Origin of the sequence: Planctomyces sp. SH-PL14 (assembly GCF_001610835.1) — a bacterium.
Lineage (GTDB): Bacteria > Planctomycetota > Planctomycetia > Planctomycetales > Planctomycetaceae > Planctomyces_A.
Map to the genome: position 1 here is coordinate 2,989,220 of NZ_CP011270.1, position 19,643 is coordinate 3,008,862.

13 protein-coding genes are annotated in these 19,643 nt (G+C 66.1%); 6 read left to right on the forward strand and 7 right to left on the reverse strand.

Features of this window, described 5'->3' with window-relative positions; genetic code table 11:
• On the forward strand, positions 1–456 hold the full coding sequence (locus tag VT03_RS11635) for a response regulator (protein ID WP_075093136.1): 456 nt from the start codon (positions 1–3) through the stop codon (positions 454–456).
• A gap of 18 nt (positions 457–474) precedes the next feature.
• Positions 475–4,536: a PAS domain S-box protein gene (locus VT03_RS11640; protein WP_075093137.1), complete on the forward strand. Its 4,062-nt coding sequence runs from the start codon at positions 475–477 to the stop codon at positions 4,534–4,536.
• A gap of 35 nt (positions 4,537–4,571) precedes the next feature.
• On the opposite strand, the gene VT03_RS11645 is transcribed toward VT03_RS11640, so the two are convergent.
• On the reverse strand, positions 4,572–6,173 hold the full coding sequence (locus VT03_RS11645) for an ABC-F family ATP-binding cassette domain-containing protein (protein ID WP_075093138.1): 1,602 nt from the start codon (positions 6,171–6,173) through the stop codon (positions 4,572–4,574).
• A gap of 482 nt (positions 6,174–6,655) precedes the next feature.
• Here VT03_RS11645 and VT03_RS11650 point away from each other — a divergent pair, with 482 nt between their 5' ends.
• Positions 6,656–7,942, forward strand: coding sequence for a glycosyltransferase (locus tag VT03_RS11650; RefSeq protein WP_075093139.1), 1,287 nt, complete (start codon positions 6,656–6,658; stop codon positions 7,940–7,942).
• Here VT03_RS11650 and VT03_RS33415 read toward each other — a convergent pair.
• A complete protein-coding gene (locus VT03_RS33415; protein WP_156514434.1) occupies positions 7,848–8,708 on the reverse strand; it encodes a DUF2334 domain-containing protein in 861 nt (286 codons plus the stop codon). The two genes, VT03_RS11650 and VT03_RS33415, sit on opposite strands and share 95 nt — an antisense overlap.
• Before the next feature lie 500 nt (positions 8,709–9,208).
• On the opposite strand from VT03_RS33415, the gene VT03_RS11655 reads away from it, so the two are divergent.
• The gene (locus VT03_RS11655) at positions 9,209–10,396 is read left to right on the forward strand and encodes an MFS transporter (protein ID WP_075097069.1); all 1,188 of its coding nucleotides are present in this window, start codon (positions 9,209–9,211) and stop codon (positions 10,394–10,396) included.
• A 1,058-nt stretch (positions 10,397–11,454) separates the two neighbouring features.
• Here the strand turns inward: VT03_RS11655 and VT03_RS33420 are convergent.
• Together VT03_RS33420 and VT03_RS11670 are read right to left on the reverse strand one after the other, a co-directional pair.
• Positions 11,455–11,781 (reverse strand): hypothetical protein, encoded by a 327-nt coding sequence (locus VT03_RS33420; protein WP_156514435.1) that lies wholly within the window; start codon positions 11,779–11,781, stop codon positions 11,455–11,457.
• Between the two features lie 408 nt (positions 11,782–12,189).
• A complete protein-coding gene (locus VT03_RS11670) occupies positions 12,190–12,549 on the reverse strand; it encodes a cupin domain-containing protein (protein ID WP_075093142.1) in 360 nt (119 codons plus the stop codon).
• A gap of 261 nt (positions 12,550–12,810) precedes the next feature.
• Between VT03_RS11670 and VT03_RS11675 the strand changes: the two genes are divergently transcribed.
• On the forward strand, positions 12,811–13,449 hold the full coding sequence (locus tag VT03_RS11675; RefSeq protein ID WP_075093143.1) for a hypothetical protein: 639 nt from the start codon (positions 12,811–12,813) through the stop codon (positions 13,447–13,449).
• A 352-nt stretch (positions 13,450–13,801) separates the two neighbouring features.
• On the opposite strand, the gene VT03_RS11680 is transcribed toward VT03_RS11675, so the two are convergent.
• Both VT03_RS11680 and VT03_RS11685 read right to left on the reverse strand, forming a co-directional pair.
• Positions 13,802–14,155: a hypothetical protein gene (locus tag VT03_RS11680; RefSeq protein ID WP_156514436.1), complete on the reverse strand. Its 354-nt coding sequence runs from the start codon at positions 14,153–14,155 to the stop codon at positions 13,802–13,804.
• A gap of 229 nt (positions 14,156–14,384) precedes the next feature.
• Positions 14,385–14,699: a hypothetical protein gene (locus VT03_RS11685; protein WP_075093145.1), complete on the reverse strand. Its 315-nt coding sequence runs from the start codon at positions 14,697–14,699 to the stop codon at positions 14,385–14,387.
• Between the two features lie 1,313 nt (positions 14,700–16,012).
• Here VT03_RS11685 and VT03_RS11690 point away from each other — a divergent pair.
• The gene (locus VT03_RS11690) at positions 16,013–18,094 is read left to right on the forward strand and encodes an FAD-dependent oxidoreductase (protein ID WP_197489307.1); all 2,082 of its coding nucleotides are present in this window, start codon (positions 16,013–16,015) and stop codon (positions 18,092–18,094) included.
• A gap of 84 nt (positions 18,095–18,178) precedes the next feature.
• Here the strand turns inward: VT03_RS11690 and VT03_RS11695 are convergent, their stop codons facing one another.
• Positions 18,179–19,564: an IS4 family transposase gene (locus VT03_RS11695; protein WP_075092986.1), complete on the reverse strand. Its 1,386-nt coding sequence runs from the start codon at positions 19,562–19,564 to the stop codon at positions 18,179–18,181.
• Between the last annotated feature and the right edge of the window lie 79 nt (positions 19,565–19,643).

The window sequence follows — 19,643 nt, forward strand, 5'->3', positions numbered from 1 at the left end:
ATGCTGAAACCGATCCTCCTCGTCGAAGACAATCCCAAGGACCTCGAGCTGACGCTCATGGCCCTCGAGCGAAGCAACCTCGCCAACGAGGTCATCACCGTTCGCGACGGCAAGGAAGCGCTCGACTACCTGTTCCGGCAGGGAGATCACACCGGGCGCTCCATCGGGAATCCGGCGGTCGTGCTGCTCGATCTCAAGCTGCCGAAGATCGACGGCCTGCAGGTCCTGGAACGGATCAAGGCCGAGCCCTCCCTGCAGCGCGTCCCGGTCGTCATGCTCACGACGTCGTCCGAAGAGAGCGACCTGCTGAAGAGCTATAAACTCGGAGTCAATGCGTACGTCGTGAAGCCGGTGGCGTTCAAGGAGTTCATCGCCGCCGTCCAGGACCTCGGAATCTTCTGGGCGGTGCTGAACGAGCCTCCCCCGGGATCGATGAAGCCGGGCGTCCGGAGCTGAACCAGGAGGGTGCCTCGCTTGACTCGCCGCGCCAACAGTCCGCTCGTTGCTGCCGCCGACACCGCCGATTCCCAGGCGGCCCCGGGCGATGGCGCCCCGCCGCGCGTGCTGCATCTGGAAGACAGCGACCTCGACGCCGCGTTCATCCACGATCGGCTCCAGAAGGCGGGACTGGTCCTGGCGATCACCCGCGTCAGCGACCGCCGGGGGTTCCTGGAGGAGCTCGGCGGCCGGCCGTTCGACGTGATCCTGTCCGACTTCCAGATTCCGTCCATGGAGGGGCTCGACGCGCTCGATCTGGCGCAGGAGCACCAGCCGGACGTCCCGTTCATTTTCGTTTCGGGGATCATGGGGGAGGAACTGGCGGTCGAGGCGCTGCAGCGCGGGGCGACCGACTACGTCCTCAAGCAGCGGATCGGCCGGCTCCCTTCCGCTTTTCAGCGGGCCCTGGGCGAAGCCCGGCAGCGGCAGGAGCGAGCGTCCGTCGAGGCGGCGCTGCGGGCGAGCGAGGGGTGGCTCCGCTTCGCCCTCGAGTCGGCCCACATGGGGACCTGGAGCCTCGACCTGCGGACCGGGGTCCTGACCTCCTCCGCGACATGCCGGTCGCTTTACGGGCGGAGTTCCGAGGAGCCGTTCACCTATGAGGACCTGGCGGCGTCGGTCCTCGACGAGGACCGCGAGCGGTGGCGGCAGGTCGTGGACGCGGCGTCGGCCCGCGGGGAGAACTTCGAGATCGAGTACCGCGTCCGCTGGCCCGACGGCACGGTCCACTGGGTGTTTGTCCGGGGGAGCTGCGAGGTCGATCCGACCGGCCGGGTCGCGGTCATGTCCGGCGTTTCGCTGCAGATCGACGATCGCAAGCGGGCCGAAGCGGCGACGCTCGAGGCGCACGACCAGCTGAAGTCCGCGCTGCGAACCGCCCGGTTGTGCGCCTGGGACTGGGATCCGGTGCGGGACTGGATCAGCGCGTCCGAGACCGCCGGCGAGGTGTTCGGGCTCGCGGAGGGGCAGGTGCTCGACAGCACCCGCTTTGGAATGGGGCTGATTCATCCGGAGGACCGCGAGCGACATACCGACTTCGTTCGTCGCGCGGCGAGCCGCGGAGAGAGCTGGCACACGGAGTTCCGCATCGTCCGTCCGCGCGACGGCCGGACCGCGTGGCTCGAAGAACGGGCCACCGCCCGTCGCGATCCGGACACCGGGCAGGTCCGCCTGACCGGACTGACGTGGGACGTGACGGAGCGGAAGGAGATCGAGGCGGAACGGGGGCGGCTGACGGAGACGCTCCGCCTGGCGCTCGACGCCGGGGAACTGGGGACCTGGGACTGGGATCCTCAGACGGACCGCATGCGGCTGTCGTCGCGGGCCGCCGAGATCTATGGGATCGACACGCGGCAGGACTACGGCCGGGAGCAGCTGCGGGTCCTGCTCCATCCGGACGACCGGGACCGGGCCCGCGACGAGGCCCGGCGGGCGGCCCAGGAGCGGGTCGACTACAGCATCGAGTACCGGCTCAGCCCGGCGGTCCATGGAGTGGTCCGGTGGGTGACGGCGCACGGCCGCGGCGTTTACGACCCGTCGGGGGCGCTGCTCCGGATGATCGGCGTCGTTCAGGACATCACCGCCCGCAAGGAGGCTGAAGCCTCGCTCCGGGAGAGCGAGGCGCGACACCGCATCCTGGCTCGGCTGGCCGACGAGACCCAGCCCCTCGCCGATCCGGACGAGGTGATGGCGACGAGCGCACGGCTGCTGGCAGAGCACCTGCGGGTCGACCGGTGCGCCTATGCGGAGGTCGAAGACGAGTCGGTATTCGTGATCACCGGGGATCATTCGATCGGGGTCCATAGCATCGTGGGGCGCTGGCCGGTGGCCGCTTTTGGAAGCGAGTGCGTTCGCCGGATGAGGGCGAGCGAGCCGTACGTCGTGAGCGACACCGAGACCCATCCTTCGATCGGCCCCGACGAACGTCCGGCCTATGCGGCCACGAACATCCGCGCGGTGATCTGCGTTCCGCTTCACAAGGAGGGACGGTTCACCGCCGCGATGGCGGTCCACCAGACGACGCCGCGGATCTGGAAGCCGGACGAGATCCGCCTCGTCACGACCTTCGTCTCCCGGTGTTGGGAGGCGCTGGAGCGGTCTCGCGCGGCGCAGGCGGAGCGGCGGCTCCATGCCGAAGTCCACGCGGAGCGGGCCCGGCTGGAAGAGGTGTTCCGGCTGGCCCCTTCGTTCATGGCGGTCCTCCGCGGGCCGGAGCATGTCTTCGAACGGGCCAACGACCGCTACCGCGATCTTGTCGGCGGCCGGCCGCTGATCGGCCGCACCATTCGCGAGGCGTTGCCGGAGGTCGCGTCGCAGGGATTCTTCGAGATCCTCGACCGGGTGTACCGCAGCGGGGAACCCTACACGGGGGCCGATGCCCGGGTGCTGCTGAAGAACGCGGTCTCCGGCGACCTGGAGGAGCACATCCTGGAGTTCGTCTACCAGCCGATGTGGGACGTCCTGGGGGGCGTCTCCGGAGTGCTGGTGCAGGGGATTGAACTGACACAGCGGTGGCGGGCGGAAGCGAACCTGGTCCGGGTCACGGCGGAGTCGCAGCGTCAGCAGCGGCTGTACGAGACCGTTCTGGCGACGACTCCGGACCTGGTCTACGTCTTCAACCTCGACTATCAGTTCACGTACGCCAACGCCGCGCTGCTGCGGATGTGGGGGAAGACGTGGGACGAGGCGCAGGGCAAGACGTGCCTCGAGCTGGGGTACGAACCCTGGCACGCCGAGATGCACAATCGCGAGATCGATCAGGTCCGCGAGACCCGGCGGGCGATCCGCGGCGAAGTCCCGTTCACCGGGACGGAGGGGCGGCGGGTCTATGACTACATCTTCGTCCCGGTGCTGGGCGCGAACGGTGAAGTGGAAGCCGTGGCCGGGACGACGCGCGACGTCACCGACCGGAAGCGGATGGAGCAGGAGCTGCTGGAAACGGACCGCAAGAAGGATGACTTCATCGCCCTCCTGGCGCATGAGCTTCGCAATCCGCTCGCCCCGATCCGCAACGGCGTGCAGGTGCTGCGGCTGACCCCCGATCGGGATGGTCAGAGCGAGTCGCTTGAGATCATGGACCGACAACTGACTCACATGGTCCGGATCGTCGACGACCTCCTGGATGTCTCGCGGATCGGCCGGGACAAGATGGAGCTGCGGCTCAAGCGGACGACGCTGGAAGAGGTGATCGTCAGCGCCGTGGAGACCGCCCGGCCGCTGATTGACGCGGCGGGGCACGAGCTGACGGTCTCGCTCCCGGCGGAGCCGATTCCGCTCGAAGCGGACCTCACGCGGCTGGCGCAGGTCTTCAGCAATCTGCTGTCGAACAGCGCCAAGTACACGCCGCCGGGGGGGCGGATCGCGGTGACGACGGAGCGGACCGTCGGCGAGGTGACGGTGTGCGTCGAAGACAACGGCATCGGGATTCCGCCGGATTCGCTGGCGACGATCTTTGACATGTTCAGCCAGGTCGACCGGACGGTCGAGCGGCACACGGGGGGATTGGGGATCGGACTGGCGCTGGTGAAGGCGCTCGTCGAGATGCACGACGGGACGGTGACCGCCGAGAGCGACGGACGCGGCAGCCGGTTCTGCGTGCGGTTGCCGATCGCCGCCGACGCGGAGGGGGCGGAGGAGAAGGGGATCTTCCTGGCGAGCCACGACGGCGGGCCGCAGCGAATCCTGGTGGTGGACGACAATCGGGATGGGGCTCACTCGATGGCAGCGATGCTGCGGATGCTCGGGAATCAGGTCGAGCTGGCGTTTGACGGTCTGGACGCGGTGGCGAAGGCGGAGGCGTTTCGTCCGGATGTGATCCTGATGGACATCGGGATGCCGCGACTGAACGGGATGGATGCGACGCGCCGGATCCGGGAGCAGGCGTGGGGGCGGAGAATGCGTGTCATTGCGCTGACGGGGTGGGGGCAGGAGAGTGACCGGGAGCGGTCGCGGTCGGCGGGTTGTGACGGGCATCTGGTGAAGCCGGTGAGTCTGGACGACTTGCGTTTGTTGCTTCATCGGAGCGCGCCAATGGACTGAGCGCGTGGCAGTTCACCGCCGTGGCTCGTCGTCGCTTACCCAGCTGGAGCGGCAGGAGCGGGCAGCTCGAAACGCCGTGTGATGCCGATCGCGTGCAGAAAGGCCTCGTCGTGGCTCACCACGAGGAGTGCCCCGTCGTACGCCCGCAGACCGGCTTCCACCGTTTCGATCGACTCAACATCGAGATGGTTCGTCGGTTCATCCAGAATCAGGAGGGGCGGCAGTTTCTCCCCTCCAAGCACGCAGGCCAGCCCCGCCCTCAAGAGCTCTCCGCCGCTGAGTGTCGAGACGGCCTGAAGCGCCGCCTCGGCCCGAAAGCGGAACCGCGCGAGCGCCGCCCGGCACGCGTTCTCATCCGACTCCGGTTGCCGCTTCCGAAAATTGTCCCGGATCGACAGCGCCGGATCGAGCAGGCTCACCCGCTGGTCCAGCATCGCCATCCCGGTCAACACCTGGACCTCACCCGACCAGGGCTCCAGCTCTCCCAGGATCAGCGACAGCATCGTCGTCTTTCCCGATCCGTTGGGACCCGTCACCGCCACCCGCTCGGGGCCGATCAGGCTCAGCGACAGGTCCCGCAGCACCGGCCGGTCTGGTCGGTAGCCGATGGTCACCTGCTCCAGCCGCAGCACGACCTTGCCGCTCGGGAGTTCCGTCGGTGGGAGTTCGACCGTGAACGGTTGCAGGACTTCGATTCGCTCGCGGGCCGACTTTGCCTCGTCCAGCGCCTCCTCGCGGCGGCGCTCGGCGAGCCGGCGGTTGGCGGCGGTCGTCGTCTCGCCCTGTTCCTTGAGGCCCCCGAGGATGATCTTCGGGATTCCACCGTCCGCCGCCTTCTTCTTCGCCCGGCTCGTCCGCCGCGCCTGCCGCTCGACGGCGGCCTGCGCGGACCGGTTGATGTCGGCCACCCGCTTGTCCGCCTCCGTGAGATCGCGGTGGGCCGCCGCCAGCTCCTGGGCCTTAAGCTCCCGGTAGACGCTCCAGTTTCCGCCATACCGCGTCGCGCCGAGCGTCGTCAGCTCGACGATCTCGTCCATCGTCTCGAGCAGCTCCCGGTCGTGGCTCACGACGATTGCGCCGGATCGCCATCCGGCCAGCAGTTCGATCACCGCCTTTCGCCCCTCCCGGTCGAGGTTGTTCGTCGGTTCGTCCAGCAGCAGGAAATCCGGCTCCCCGAAGATGAGCGCCGCGAGCGCGACGCGCGTCCGTTGTCCGCCCGAGAGGGTGGCGAGGTGAGTCTGCGGGGACGGTTCGAGTCCCACGCGGCCGAGGGCCGTCGACATGCGGGAGTCGAGCGTCCAGTCGGCGTCGGCGAGTTCGGCTTCGGTTGCTTCACCCTGTTCGGCGCGGGCCAGCAGGGCGAGCGACGCGGTTGTGCCGAACAGGTCGGCGACGGTTTCCTCCGGAGCGATCTGGACCGATTGGCGGAGGCGTCCGAGTCGGCCGCGGACGGAGACGCCGCCGGCCTGCGGGGAGAGTTCGCCGGCGATCAGTTTCAGGAGCGTCGTTTTTCCGACGCCGTTCCGACCGACAAGCCCGGTTCGGGACGGGCCGACGTTCAGATTGAGTTCAGCGAAGAGCGGAGGATGGCCGGGAACGGACCACGAGACCCCGGAGAGGGTGATGGAAGCAGGCATGGAGAGGATCCTTCCGACGACGGGACGACAGGGCGGGAAACGCGGCAGTGTCGACAGCGGTCGTCGGGTGAATCATGTCCATCTCGGGGGGAACGAAACGTGGAGTCCGATCCGGACACGTCGATCGCTGTTCCGGTTCGCGCGGATTTCCGGACGCGCCATTTGACTCGTTCGAGTTGACTACGCGATCACGTTCGACGGTGGGTTTCGCTCCGCGACCAACACAGCGACCCAGCCGGTGGACTGATCGCGTCGCGCTGGCCCACCGGGGCCAGACGGATGCTCCGGTAACGCCGCCAGCACGCCCTACGTCACCGGCAAACTCGGGAAAGACGCTACAGCTTTCGGCGTGATTTCCGATCGGGCTTCTCCGGTCCGACATTTTCGCCGCCTCTTTCTGAGGAACGTGATACCGATGTCGTGGCAGCCAGGACGTCATCTCCAGTCCCGATCTGCCGTTCCATCGACGAGGCGTGCGGGTCATGGGCGTTCTTTATACGAATGGGCTGACTGTCCTCGGTTCGCTCGTCGCGGTCGCCTGGCTGGCGATCGTCGCCGTCTATCTGGCGGCCTGCCGCAGCCAGGCGGCTCTCCGGCCGCTGACCGATACTCCCCCCTCGGACGGGCTTCCCAAGCTCAGCGTGATCGTCGCTGCCAAGAACGAATCGGACTGCATCGAAACCTGCATCCGATCTCTGTTCCGCCAGGACTATCCGGATCTGGAAGTGGTCGCGATCAACGATCGCAGCTCCGATGACACCGGGGCAATCATGGATCGGCTCGCTCTCGAGTTCGCCGGTCGCCTGCAGGTCGTGCAAGTCTCGACGTTGCCGACCGGCTGGTTCGGCAAACCCCATGCCCTGGAACAGGGGCTGGCCCGGGCCACGGGCAGCCTGATCTGCTTTACCGACGCCGACTGCGAGTTCCTGGCCCCTTCCGCCCTGCGGACCACCGCGACGGAGATGCTGGGCCGCGACATGGACTTCTTCTCCATCGCCGCCAAGTACACGATGACGTCGCTGCGGGAGTGCGTTGCCGTCCCGTGCTGCTCGGAGGCAATCCTGGCGTGGCTGCGGCCGGAACGGGTGGGTGACCCCCGCTGGCCCGACGCCTTTGCCAACGGGGCCTTCATCATGGTCCGCCGGGCTCCGTTCGAGTCAATCGGCGGATGGGGCTCGGTCCGTTCCAAAATCAGCGAAGACCTCGAGCTGGCCCGCGTGGCGAAACGCTCCGGTCTGCGGCTGGGCGTGGCGCTGGGAGATGGCTTCTACCAGACCGCGTCCTACCGCACGCTGCGGGAATCGTGGAACGGCTGGAGCCGTATCTTCAACGGGGCTCTGACCCCCGCGCAACTGTCCATCACGCTCGCCCGGATGTCCGTCCTGTTCCTGCTGCCGCTCAGCGCCGTGCTGTTCGGCGTCGCGACGGCGATCCGCACGGGAAGCGTGGAGTGGCTGACCCACGGGGCGGGAGCGGGATTCGCGATCGCGTTCACGCTCCGGACCGCCATGGACGTGGTCATGTTCCGGATGGTGGGGGCTCCGATCGTGACGACGCTGTTCGCACCTCTCGGCCGGCTGTTCGTGATGGCCGCGTCGGCCCGGGCCCTCCTGTCCCACTTCGGCCTGGCGCGGACGCATTGGCGCGGGACGACCTATGTCGCCGGGCAGATGACTACGCCGAGGCCCGCTGCGGCGCGGACCCGTAACCCAAAGACTCCAGCAGCACCGGTTGCCGCCCGTCGCGAAGCAGTCGCTGCACGGTCCTGACGATCTGCGGGAGAAACCCGCGTTCCAGATCGAGCGGATGCAGGACGACGCACGGCAGGGCTCGTTTGCGGAACCGGTACTGGATCTGCCCCAGCCGGTATCCCGCGCGGCACAGCAGGCGGATCGGCGAGATGTCCCAGCACCAGCTGGAGAGCGACAGCCGCTCGCCCGTGGACGTGGTGACCTGGCCGTATCCGACCGTGTAGTGGATCCCGAACCGCGCCAGACGGTCCGGCGTGGCGAAGCCGATCTGGTAGGTCGGGGCGATGAACCCGCAGGCCCGGTTGCCCAGCCACCGCTCCAGAGCCTCCTGTCCCGCGGCGAGGCGGCGATCCGTCTCGGCCGGGTCGAGGCCGTTCATCTCGTCTTTGCCGTCGGCGATCTTCGACCGAAGGCCGCGGGGGCCGGGCCGGAAGTGTTCGTAGCCGTGGAGCTGAATGTTCCCGTATTCGGCCAGAACCCGGTCCAGGAAGGGGCGATCGTTGTCGCAGAGCGGGACGCCGGCCCAGCAGGGGACGACGGCGGCCGACATCGCGGTCCCGACCAGCGGGGCCATTGCCTCCGTGAACGTGGCGACGTGCGAGGCGTAGATCGGGGCCACGTCATGCAGCATGACGCAGAACGACTTGGAGACATCCAGCGGGGGGGTGTTGTCGTTCATGGCAGGTCGCGAGTCGGCGGCACCGACGGGCGGAAGACGCTCGCCGTGGGAATTTTCCGTGGGTTTCCGGGACTGCCGCGCGCGGGGACTGTAGTTCTGAGGCATTCCTCGGCTCAAGATCGAAACTCCGCTGCGGCGGACGGCGTGGGGGGCGTTCACTGGGTGGTGGTCGGTTTAAGTGGGAAACTTGAACCACGTCCTTGCCGCCGGAGGCACTTCCCTGAGGAACCGTGGTAAGCAACGGACGTCCCCTTTGTGGTACCGGCGTTGAGGACTAGTCGCTCGCCCTGAGATCGGAGCGGGTTGGTGAGGGGCCCATACGGCACGGGGTCCGCGTTTGGACACGATCTCCTTCAGACATCTCTCGACGGCCAGGCCTCCGGCGGGCAAGGGGGCGTTGCCCCCTTGCATCCCCTACCAGGGTGCCCCCTGGACCCCGGCGGGGGGACTACCACACCCGACACCGTATGTCGCGCCGGTACAGCTTGCAGGGCTGGGCGAGCCCTGCGACAACTCGGACCCGCGTCTTTGCGCTCGGCCGGGACGTCTTCCTCCGAGACGCGTCGACAACCCGGTGGAAGCGCGGCACGAAGGGATTCGTCAGCATGGACCGCCCCGCACGGGCTCGCCCCCACGTCTTCCTGCTCTCGCTGGCCTTCCTTGGTTTCATCAGCCTGGGGCTGCCGGATGCCGTCACCGGGGTCGCCTGGCCCTCGGTCCGGGATACGTTTGGACTCCGGCAAGGGGCGGTCGGGCTGGTCCTGGTGATCTCGGGACTGGGGTACCTGCTCAGCAGCTTTTTTGCCGGGCGGTTGACGCATGCCGTCGGGCTCGGCCTGCTTCTGGCCGTGAGCACCGGCCTCGTGGCCGCCGCCATGTATGGATTCGCGTTCTCGCCAGTCTGGGGGGCGTTCATTCTCAGCGGGTGGGTGCATGGTCTGGGCTCGGGGGCGATCGACTCCGGCCTCAACGGGTACGCCGCCCACCACATGCCGACGCGGCATCTGATCTGGCTGCACGCCTGCTACTGCTTTGGAGCCTTGATCGGCCCGATCCTGATGTCGAGCTTTCTGTCCAGCGGACGTCCCTATAGCGCGGGGTACTCGGCGGTCGGCGGGACGATGCTGGTCATGGCGATCCTGTTCCTGATGACCTATCGATCCTGGGGAGAGACGTCCCCCGCCGCGTCTCCCCACTTGCCCGTCGGAGCGGGGGTGGCGCTGCGGAGCTCGACGGTGTGGCTGCAGATGTCGATCTTCTTTCTGTACACGGGGCTCGAGGTGACCTTCAGTCAGTGGACGTACACGGTGCTGACCGAGTCGCGGCATGTCGGTGCGAGAACCGCGGGGCTGGCGGTTGGCGTGTACTGGGGGTGTCTTGGGGCGGGGCGGGTGCTGTCGGGGTTCATCGCGGATCGGGTGGGAGTCGACCGGCTGCTGCGATATTGCTTCCTGGGGGCGTTGACGGGAGCGATGCTGCTGGCGAGCGGGGTTTCTGGCGAGGCCGCGTTTCTGGGAGTCGCGCTGGCGGGGTTGGGACTGGCTCCGGCCTTTCCGTGCCTGATGTCCCGGACGCCGCGGCGGCTGGGGCCGCAGGTGTCGGCCCATGCGATCGGGTTCCAGGTGGGGGCTGCGATGATTGGAGCGGCGGCTGTTCCCGGGGTGTTGGGCGTGATGGCGGGGCGGGCGGGGTTGGAGGCGGTGCCGGTGGGGGCGGCGGTTCTGTTGGGGACTTTGACGTTTCTCCATGAGAGGCTGATCCGGCTTCCGGATGTTGGTCTCGCAACGGAGTGAATGGCCTCGCGACAACGCGTTTCCCCAAGATCCCCGGGTCCAGGGCGGGAGCCCTGGTGGGGAGTGCAGAGGGGCAACGCCCCTTTGCCCGCCGGAGGCCTGGCCGTCGGAAGATGTCTGAAGGAGTGAGTGCCCGAACGCGGCTCGGTGCGAGATGCCCCCCTCACCTCTTCGCGGCCTGCGGGTTCGAGTCGTGAGCAGAGGTTTCCTCGGTGGCGCGTCGCCGCGGCGTAGGACCGGGCTCGCATTTCGGCGTCGACGTTCGCGAAGGGCGTCGAAGAAATCGCCCCATTGTCAGGTTTCCGCTTTTGCCGCCGGGTGCGGGGTCGGCGGAACTTTGCGGGGTTGTTGGCTTCGAGGAGGCAGATCAGGAGGCGGTCGGAGTAGCGGCGCCGGACGCCGACGATCTGGCGGCCGTAGTAGACCGGTTCGGGGAGGCCCTGGATGGCGATGGTGCGGGCTTCTTCTTCGAGGCGGAGGGCGTGCAGCTTCTGGAGCGAGGCGGGGGCGTGCTGCTCGGCTGTCAGGGGGCCGATTCGGGGCGGAGTCGGTGAGGGACGTCTTGTCTGTGGTCTGCGAGGGGGACGGGCTGTTCGGTGCGGGCGGGAAATCGTCTGAGTGTCAGGTTTGGGGCGGCGGAACTTTTCGGGGTTGTTGGCTTCGAGAAGACAGATCAGGAGCCTATCGGAGAAGCGGCGTTGGAAGCCGACGAGCTTTCGGCCGTAGAAGACCGGTTCGGGGACGCCCTGATTCCGGGCGATGGCTCGGGCCTGTTCTTCGAGGTGGAGGGTGTGCTCTTTCTCGATGGCGGCGAGGGTGTGGCGGTAGGTTTCGGAGATCCGGAGGGCGTTGTAGTGGAGTTCGCGGGAGACGCCCGCTTTGGCGGCGGCGATCCGGACGATGCCGTAGGTCCGGTAGGCTTCGAGGAAGGCCTGCTGCTTGGGGGTGAGGGGCTTGGGCATGGCGTGGTTCCGACCAGGGGGTACCGATCCATCGGTTCGGAGGGCTTCTGGCTCGGTGCGATGTGGGGAAATCGCGCGAGTGTCAGGTGGAGCTGGTCAGTAGAACTTGCCGGGGGCGTTGGCCTGGAGGAGGGCGATGAGGAGTCGGTCGGAGCGGTGCTGGCGGGAGCCGACGACTTCGCCGGCGTGGTAGACGGGGGTTTCGGTGCCGACAAGGGCGCGGTGCCGGGCCTGTTCTTCGAGGGAGAGGGCGGAGTCCCGCTGGGCGCTGGCGAAGGCTTCGCGGTAGGTCTCGGAGGTCTGGAGGGAATCTTCGTGGAGGGTGGGGGGGACGCCGGCGAGCGGGGCGGCGATGGAGATGAGGCCGGTGGCTCGGTAGGCGGAGAGGAGTTTTTGCTGGTCGGGGGTGAGTTCGGGGTTCATTTTGTGTGCCGATGGAAGGGGAGTGAGCTTGTCATTCCCGGTCTATCGGCGCGCGGGGCTCACGGCAGGCGCGCGTGAACGGAGTCGAACGGCGCGCCCGGCGGCTGGGTGTCCATAGCGCAACCCATCGTGAATCGCCCGCCGGGGTCCAGGGGTTTCGACCCCTGGCCGCCGGAGGCACTTTCATTCTGGATCGTGGAAGACAACGGGTGTTCCTTTGTGGGATGGCGTTGAGGATCCCCACATCAAGAACGCGTCCCTGAGCAATCCCAGCGTCAGAGGTGAGGGGAGTCCTCAATACGTCTCTCGAAAGGCAGGCGTCTGCTGCTTCCTGTCACCGCAACGAACGACCGTCGCCTCAGCCCGAACCACGCCCTTGCGCAAAGCCTCTGCGGGACGACGACCGCGTCAGATCCGTTCGAGCTCGCTGACGGTCCGGTCGTCCTGAATGTTTCCGGTGTTCACCGTCGAGGCGGGCTCGAACAGCAGGACGTGCGCCTCCTCGTCCGCCACGGGGCGGTGCTCCACGCCTCTGGGGACGATCAAAAACTCTCCTTCGGCCAGCCAGACATGCCGGTCGCGGAATTCCATCCGCAGCCGGCCGCTCACGACGAGGAACAGTTCGTCCTCATGCTCGTGGTGGTGCCACACGAACTCGCCCAGAAACTTCGCCAGCTTGACGTGCTGGCCGTTCAGCGCGCCGACGATCCGGGGACTCCAGTGGTCGGCGAAGAGGGCGAATTTCTCTCGCAGGTTGACGCGGTCCATCGACGGTCTCTTCCAGAAGGGGTCTTTCACTCGACGGCGTCGAAGCTTCGACGCCGAATGAGGGCTCGCCCTTTCGGGCATACAGGTACCCCAACCCCGCGAGCAGTGCCACTCCGCGGGACGGCGACCGCCAGGCCGGGGACCTTCGCCCGGCCACTTTTTCCACGACAGACGGGAAGAGTCCCGCGGCAAGTCCGTTTGGAAGTGCGGAAGCGTCGTCCCCTGCGCCGCCGCTTTCGCTTTCCACCATTGGACTCACCAATGTCTGACGCCGTCATTTCGCAGGGCTTGCCGCCCGATCCCACGAATCGAACGTTGACGGTCGCGCAACAGAGCTGGGAAACTGGTTTGGAACGCGTTCGCGAACCGACGACTTGGCAGGACGGCTCGGTTGGCCCATTCGGCGACCACATGACGATGTCCCCGTTTCCACTCCCTGAGCATCTGCGGCAGCGACTCCCCGCGCCATCGCGAGATGGAAACCACTACGTGGATGTCTTGGTCGCCGGGACGTGGAATGGAATTCTGGTCGTCAATGCCGCCGGCCTCTGCATCGGCGTTTCTGTACGCCGCCGTATCGAGGAGTCTCCCCTCTCCTTCGCGGCGGATCAGATTGAGGACGTTCGCCGGGCATCGGCGTTGAATCGCCTTCTCGCCGCATTGCCAATGGATCTTTGGGATGGTGCGGTGCTGACGATCGTCGTCCTGTCGCCGATGGCCTTGTTGATGTCTTTCTGGATTTCGCCGCTGTTTGCCACGTTTTCCGTGGCTGCGTGTGGCGCGTCGATTTTCCTCATGTACCTTGCCCCCGGGTTCCCGCTCATTCGGCTCCCGGTGGCGGTTCTGGGCTTAGGGCAGATTTTGTCAGGGATTGTTCTATTGGTTCGCTCGCTTTCGTGAACGCCTGGGGCCATGAATGCGCGTGCGAGGGGTGATCTAACTTTCATGCCCATGCAGAGCCATGGGCATGGCACCCAAGTCTGGCCCCGGCGGCCATGCCACCCCGCCGCCCAGCGTTACTCGCCACGGGCTCACAGAGCCGTGCCACGCGGCCGTCAGTGCCACCCCGCCGTTGCGAGCCTTCATGCGCTCCAGCGTCCTTGCTTCGGGAGTGTGCCGCGGACCTGCGGCACTCCGTGAGAGTGCAGGGTTACACCCTGCACTCTGTTTCTATCGCAGTGCGAGATTCCCACTCTGCCGGACCGACCCCCGCGAACTGGCGTCTCGCACGGGCCCAACCGGAAACCGGTGGTCAGGGAACCCAGAGGCTAGTGCCCGGCGCATTCCAATGGACACAGTCGTGCTTCGCACCGTTCGATGTGTGATGGGTGTTACAAACAAACGTCCGCTGAAGCGGCTTAGGATTGGGAACGCCGGGCACGAAGGAAGGCGGAGGCAGACGGGTTGTCTCGTGAAGCGCGTCGTAGATTGAATAGGCGCTGAGGCAGATAAAACTGTCGAAAGCGGTGAACTTCTTCGGAAAGACGATGACGTCGTTGGCCTCAATCACAACCGGGCGGACATCGCCCGGCTGGACGCAGCGGATATAGAGGGTCAGCGAATCGTTCGTCTTCTTCTTGTTGTCCACGTCATAGAGCTGCGCCATGTCGGCCCCGAAACAGTGTCGCCGCTGATTCTGGAGCGATGAGATCTCCAGATCATGGGGATCAAAAAAGACGGGGAGCGATCCCTGCGAGTGAGGGGGATGAGGATATAAGGCCCATACGACGTAAAGCGGTCCCCAGGCCGGCCCGGCCGCCTTCGACTCAAACGCTGTAACGTCTGGCATTGATTCCGATATCTCCGCTAGCAACACCACTCGTGTCGGAACAGTCTCAAGGGAATCTTGGACCCTCTCCCCCCGCGATCCGATTTCGGAAGCCCTGGTATCCTTCTTCGATCTCTTTCAGCGGAGCAGGACCGGGATAGACCCCATACTCGTGCATCGCTGCTTGGAGATTAGCAGGGGCGGAATTCAGCAGATCCTCCCGCCCTCCCTTTCGGATCGCACCGACGACGGTGTTGTCTCGCAGCCGGACCAGTAACTGGGAGAAACCGTCGTACTTCGAAAGGAAGTCGTCTCGCGACATCTCCCCGAGCGACTTCTCATTACCGAGTTCGATATAACCGCTATCGTGACTGGAAACCATCGCTGTACCTCTCCACTTGAGGTACCCAGGCTCGATGAATCGTCTGGACGGCTCGTGGCCCCATTCTGGTTGCCCCATCAAATTCCCTCAGTGGCCAAGTGAGAGTCCAAGTGGGGGCGAATGGTGACCCAGACGTTGCGGAATTGCAACCCATACGCATCATCGTGCCGAGTACGGTGACCTTCCGTGGTCAGACCAGCGCTGGTCTGCCGACGTAAGGTCGTATGTGATCAATTTTGCCGTCAATCTCATTTACCCTCCCGAAACCGTTGCGAGTCCCCCGCAAGAAGAGCCGGAAAAACCGCAACAGGCTGATGTTTCAGCCATATACGGCAAATTCGGGTCCGCTGCGAAAACTTCAAGCGATCAGGAAAACAGGCAGAAAACAGACACAGGCTTGATCGGCACGGGTTCAGACAGTGACGGCCGACCCGCCATGCGTCGCCTGTCGCTCTTGCCTCGCGCAACGTCCCTCACCCTTCGCCGGCCTAATTCCTGAGACTGCGGCGGCGCTAACGGCCAAGGCCGCCTCATCCCAAGACCACGTCGCACGACACTGCCGGAATCGACTGAGAAGCCGCCTGGTCAGTCTCATCGGAAGTGGGACGAGGCGCCCCGCAGCGGTCACCGCACGGCACCAGCGTGACTCAGCCGACTTGACTCACACACACGCTTCTCAGCCGATCGAAGCGACGGAGTCGAGCTTGCTGAAGAGGACCTAAAAAGTAGGAACTCAGGAAACCGGAACCTTAAAAACTCAACAACGCTGTAGTTCGTAGTTGCCCCCGCCATATCCCGCTCATGGCGACGGCTAACGATTATACCGTAAGGAATGACAGTGACCTCCGTAAACCGGTTGCCGCTTCGATTTTCGTGGCGACAAGTGGCAGTGTTGACTCCCCGGCTTCACTCCATCCAGTCCTGAGTCGCACCACTCGCTCAATGATAGCCGACAGACCCACGGCGGGGCGCGAGAGAGCCCTCGCCGGCAAGTGACACTTCTGACAGCTTGCAGGTTCAAGGGCAGCGGCGCATCAACGACAACAGGATGCTGCTCGTCCAGCCTCGGCGACCAGCGTCCTGATTGCGGGGTGCCTTGTGGATCTTCCCTCGGCCTGCGGACTCCATCGTGGCTTGGACCGTTTCGCAAGAGAGTGCCTTCGGCGGGCAGGGTTCCACCCTGCAGCTGACTCCTCTCGCCACCATCGAAGCGACGTGGATGGTCGGGATTGGGACGAGTAGCATGGCGGCCCGGTTTGTCCGGCTCGCACGCCGATGTGCCGCTCGATCCCTTGTGAAGGTTTCCTCGATCCATGATGCGATTGCTGCTCGCTGCCTCCTTGTGGCTCTCTCTGGGGAGTCCAGTCCTGGCAGCGGAACCGGTTGCCGCCGATGTGGTGGTGTACGGCGCGACGCCGGGCGGGTTCTGCGCCGCGATTGCCGCGGCTCGTGAGGGGGCTTCGGTTGTTCTGCTGGAGCCGAGCGGGCATGTCGGCGGGGTCAATACGGGCGGGTTGAGCTTCAGCGATTCCAACCAGACCGTCCGGAGTACCGTTCGGGGACTCTTCGAGGAATGGCATCGGCGGGTGGAACAGGACTACAGGGCGCGGGGCGTCACGCTTCCTTACAGCGTGGCGGTGAAGGACCAGGCGGTCTGGACGTATGAGCCGCACGTCGCAGCCCGGGTGACGCGGGAGATGCTGGAGGAAGCCGGGGTCCGGGTGCTGCCGGAGCGGGTGCTGAGCTCCGTCGTGAAGACGGGGCCGCGGATCGACCGGCTGATCACGACAGGGGGCGAGTTCGCGGCGCGGGTCTTTATCGATGCGACGTACGAAGGGGATTTGATCGCCGCTGCCGGGGCGAGCTGGACGATCGGCCGGGAGGGGCGGCGCGCGTTCGGCGAGTCCTACGCGGGGAAACAGTATCCCAAGCCGCCGATGGCGTTCTCCGGACTCGATGCCGGTGGTAAGCCGCTTCCGCTGCTGACGACGCAGGATGCCGGTCCCGCTGAGGACGGGGACTCGATGGTGATGGTTTACAGCTTTCGCCTGTGCCTGACGAAGTCTCCCGCCAACCGCGTTCCGTTCCCGGCCCCCGCGGCGTATGACTCGGCGCGGTTTGAGGCGGTCCGTCGGTACTTCGCCCAAGAGAAGAAGCCGCACCTGCTGTGGGACCTGTATCCCCTTCCGGGGGACAAGTTCGACGCGAACAACGGGATCGGCAAGCAGTTCTCGATGGGGCTGGTCGGGGGATGCAACGGCTGGAGTGAAGCGGACGCCGCCGGCCGCCAGGCGATCTGGGAGGCGCACAAGCAGTACACGCTGGAGCTGTATCACTTCCTCACGACCGATCCGGCGGTTCCCGAGGCTTTGCGGCGGTCGATGGCCGAGTACGGGCTGTGTCGCGACGAGTTCGCCTCGCAGGGTCACTGGTCGCCGCAGCTTTACGTGCGGGAGGGACGCCGCCTGAAGGGGGAGTACGTCCTCAGTCAGAAGGACATCCTGGATGAGCCCGGGAAGGACGATCCGATTGTGGTCTCTTCGTTCCCGATCGACTCGCACGACGTGCAGCGCGTGGCCCTGCCGGATGGTACGGTGGTCAACGAGGGGACGATCTTTCCGGTCCGCATGCCGGGGCGGCGGCACGGGTATCCGTATCACGTTCCGTATCGGGCGATTGTTCCCCGGCGGGGGGAGTGCGACAACCTGCTGGTTCCGGTGCCGCTTTCCTGCACGCATGTGGCTCTCTCGTCCCTGCGGGTCGAGCCGACCTGGATGATCCTGGGGCAGAGCGCCGGGGTCGCCGCCGCGCTGGCGGCCCGGGAGGACGTGGCCGTTCAGGACCTCAGTTATCCTCGGTTGCGGGAGCGGCTGAAGGCCCAGGGGCAGGTGCTCGATTTGCCGGAGCTGCCGCCGTTGCCTCCTCCGCCGTCGGGAGAAGCGGCAGGGGCGGGGGCGGGGATTGATCCGCGTACGCTCTCCGGGATTGTGCTGGACGATGCGTCGGCGGAATTGAAGGGGGCGTGGTCGACTTCGGTGAACTTCAAGCCGTTCATCGGTCGGGGTTACCGCCATGACGACCGGCGGGGGGATGGAGAGTCGGGGGCCACCTTTCGGTTCACCGCTCCGAAGGGGGGGCGGTATGAGGTGCGGATGGCGTACTCTCCGCATCCGACCCGGGCCACGAACGTGCCGATTGTCATTGCCAGCGGCGGGGGGCGGACGGAGTTGAAGGTGGACCAGACGCGGCCTCTTCCGGCCGGTCAGTCCCTCCGCGCGGTGGGGGCGGTCGAGTTGGCGGGGGGAGAGGAGTCGACACTGACGGTGGGGAATTCAGGGACGGATGGGTTTGTGATTCTGGACGCGTTGCAGCTTGTGCCCGTTGAAGGCAAGTGAGCTCAAACCGCGTCCTTGCCGGAGCGGCTGTGCTACGTCAAACCCAACGTGCCACGGCAGCCTGGGGTCAAGGGGCTACCCCTTTCAAGGTCGTTTGCGTTTGCGTTTCTCAAGGAGTCTGGCGGTCGAGAGGTGATCGTTGCGGCGTCCTGTTTTCGCGGGAGGCGGGTGTTTCGGACCTCGCTTCCGCTTGGGATACCGGGACAACTTCACCCTCTTCGCCAGACGAACCAGCTCCTTCGCCAGCCCCTGGGGGCACAACCCCTGGTGCCAGCACCACGCCGAAGCCTCCACAGCGATCTCCAGGCCGCAGTGCGTCAGCAGCACGTCATGCATCAGGTGATAGTCGGACAGCGTCGCCTCGATCGTCTCCCAGCCGTGAACCGACTTCAGCGCCCCCTTGACCACCGCATACGTGTTCCAGGCCACCACCGCCACGGCAAACGAGAACAGGGCCGCCCGCGGATAGCCCAGCGTTTCCACCTCGCACCGCAGAACCTCCGTCAGACACTGGAACGCCTCTTCGATCGTCCACCGCAGGCGGTACGCCTCCACCACCTCGCCGGGCGGGACCGTTTCAGCCGGAAGATTCGTCAGGATGTGGACTTCGCTCTCCCCTTGGTTCGTCGGTCCGTCCAGTTCGATCGTCAGCCGCCGGACCGGCAGCGTCTGGCCCTCATAGTTCAGGTCCAGGGTCTGCTCGAACATCATCCCCGTCGCCGTCCGGCCGATCCGCCGCCGCTTCCCCTCCCGCTCCCAGGAGAGCGTCGAGCGATGCTGGCGGATCACAAAGCTGGCCGCGTGTTCCACGATTCCGAACAGGATCCGGCTCGTGCAGAAGTTCCGGTCGGCGACGAGCACCATCCCCTTCCGCAACCGCTCCAGCAGCTCCGGGACGAGCGAGCGTTCCTGGGCATGGCCATCCTCGCCGGGAACAAGTTCCGTGATCAGCCCCCGACGAAGGTCCAGCAGGGCCAGCGTCTGTCCGGGGAGGGCCGCTTCGCGGGTCGTCCGCAACTCGGCAAGCCGGTGCTCCGTGCTGGTCAGGTGATTCCCGTCGACACAATAGACGTCGTACGTCTTCAGTCCCCCGGTCAGCACGGGTGGCCGCAGGCCCGGCAGAGCATCGATGGCTCGTGCGGCATCGCGGGCGGTCTCGCGGACCAGGGCGGCCGTGACGGCCGGTTCAAGCCGTCGAAGTTTGTCGTACAGGGCCTGGGGTGAGATGTCGAGTTTGTCCTGAGCCGCCAGATAGGCGGCATGGACAGACGGCTGCGAACGGGTGGCGACAGCCGACATGATCGCCACGAGCTGCGAGAACAGGAGCTGGCGGCTGTACTGCCGCTGGGCGGCCCGCTGGAAGACCTCATCCAGCCGCTCGGGCCGCAGCAGGTTCTCCAGAACGGCCCGCACCATGACCGCGGCGGGACAGCGTTCGACAAAACGCTCCAACACTTCGGCTGGCAACATCCCTGTTGTCCTCTCCAGGAGTCCGTCGCAACCTCCAGACAGAGACAGGGTAAGGACTGACTCGCTCACCTTTAAAGGG